Annotated in this window: 1 protein-coding gene; it reads left to right on the top strand. The window is 63.6% G+C overall.

Features of this window, described 5'->3' with window-relative positions; translation table 11 throughout:
* The coding region (locus tag WT53_RS14975) for a diiron oxygenase (RefSeq protein WP_060260419.1) at nt 1-665 on the top strand (665 nt) is incomplete at both ends.

The raw sequence follows: 665 nt of genomic DNA, 5'->3' as shown, positions 1-665 counted from the left end.
ATGGAGAAGGACATTCCGTGGGACAGGTTCGACGCTTCGCTGCTCACCGACGAGCAGGCGAAGACGATCAAGATGAACGCGATCACCGAATGGTCGGCGCTGCCCGCGACGGAAATGTTCCTGCGCGACAACCAGCACGACAGCGACTTTTCCGCGTTCATGAGCGTGTGGTTCTTCGAGGAGCAGAAGCATTCGCTCGTGCTGATGGAATACCTGCGCCGCTTCAAGCCGGAGATGGTGCCGACCGAAGAGGAACTGCACGCGGTGCGCTTCCAGTTCGATCCGGCGCCGCCGCTCGAGACGCTGATGCTGCACTTCTGCGGCGAGATCCGCCTGAACCACTGGTATCGGTGCGCGGCCGACTGGCACACCGAGCCCGTCATCAAGCAGATCTACGAAACGATTTCGCGCGATGAGGCACGGCATGGCGGCGCGTACCTGCGCTACATGAAGAAGGCGCTGAACAACTGCGGCGACGTCGCGCGTGCCGCATTCGCGAAGATCGGCGTGCTGATGGCGTCGGCGCGCCGCACCGAGAAGCCGCTGCACCCGACCAACCTGCACGTGAACCAGGCGCTGTTCCCGCGCGACACGGTGCAGTCGCGCTTGCCGGATCCGGAATGGCTCGAGCGCTGGCTCGACGAGCAGATCCGTTTCGACGGCGA

The sequence above is a fragment of the Burkholderia sp. MSMB2157WGS genome (assembly GCF_001532755.1).
Lineage (GTDB): Bacteria > Pseudomonadota > Gammaproteobacteria > Burkholderiales > Burkholderiaceae > Burkholderia.
Note: the sequence above shows the minus strand (reverse complement) of the source record. Positions and strands in the feature narration are given on the sequence as shown.